This window comes from Adlercreutzia sp. DFI.6.23, assembly GCF_024462535.1.
GTDB classification, from domain to species: domain Bacteria; phylum Actinomycetota; class Coriobacteriia; order Coriobacteriales; family Eggerthellaceae; genus Adlercreutzia; species Adlercreutzia rubneri.
In genome coordinates, this window is the sequence record NZ_JANGBP010000193.1 from 1 (window position 1) to 399 (window position 399).

1 protein-coding gene is annotated in these 399 nt (G+C 60.4%); it reads right to left on the bottom strand.

Features of this window, described 5'->3' with window-relative positions:
• Positions 1 to 203: hypothetical protein (locus NE591_RS12965; protein WP_256156831.1), on the bottom strand; the 203-nt coding region annotated here is incomplete at its 3' end.
• Between the last annotated feature and the right edge of the window lie 196 nt (positions 204 to 399).

The following is a 399-nucleotide window of genomic DNA, read 5'->3' on the forward strand; positions in this document are numbered from 1 at the left end:
CCCGCGTCTAGGCGGCGCGACCGATGAGCAACGACCTTGTTCGTTTCTCCGTGGCCATTGAAGATCTCCTCGCCCAAGGTGTACTCGCGCACGGGCTTTTTGCCGGAGCGCTTGATGAGTTCCCGAATTTCGGGCGACACCTTGGCCGCCGCCGCAGCGGCGTTGGGGGAGAGCTTGGGATGGGTTAGGCGAATGTTGGGCATCGCTCCTCCTTCGCGTGCGGATAGATCACCGCATCATAGACCATTGGTCAGGCTTCCCAGACAACGATAGGCAAACCGTAGGAGAAAGGCAAATCACGGCAAGACGCCACGAGAGATGCGGCTACTGCTGCTCGCACAGGGCTTTGAGAATGGCGCGCTTTTTGGCCTGCTTGTCGGCGTAGGCCTGCTTCTCGGC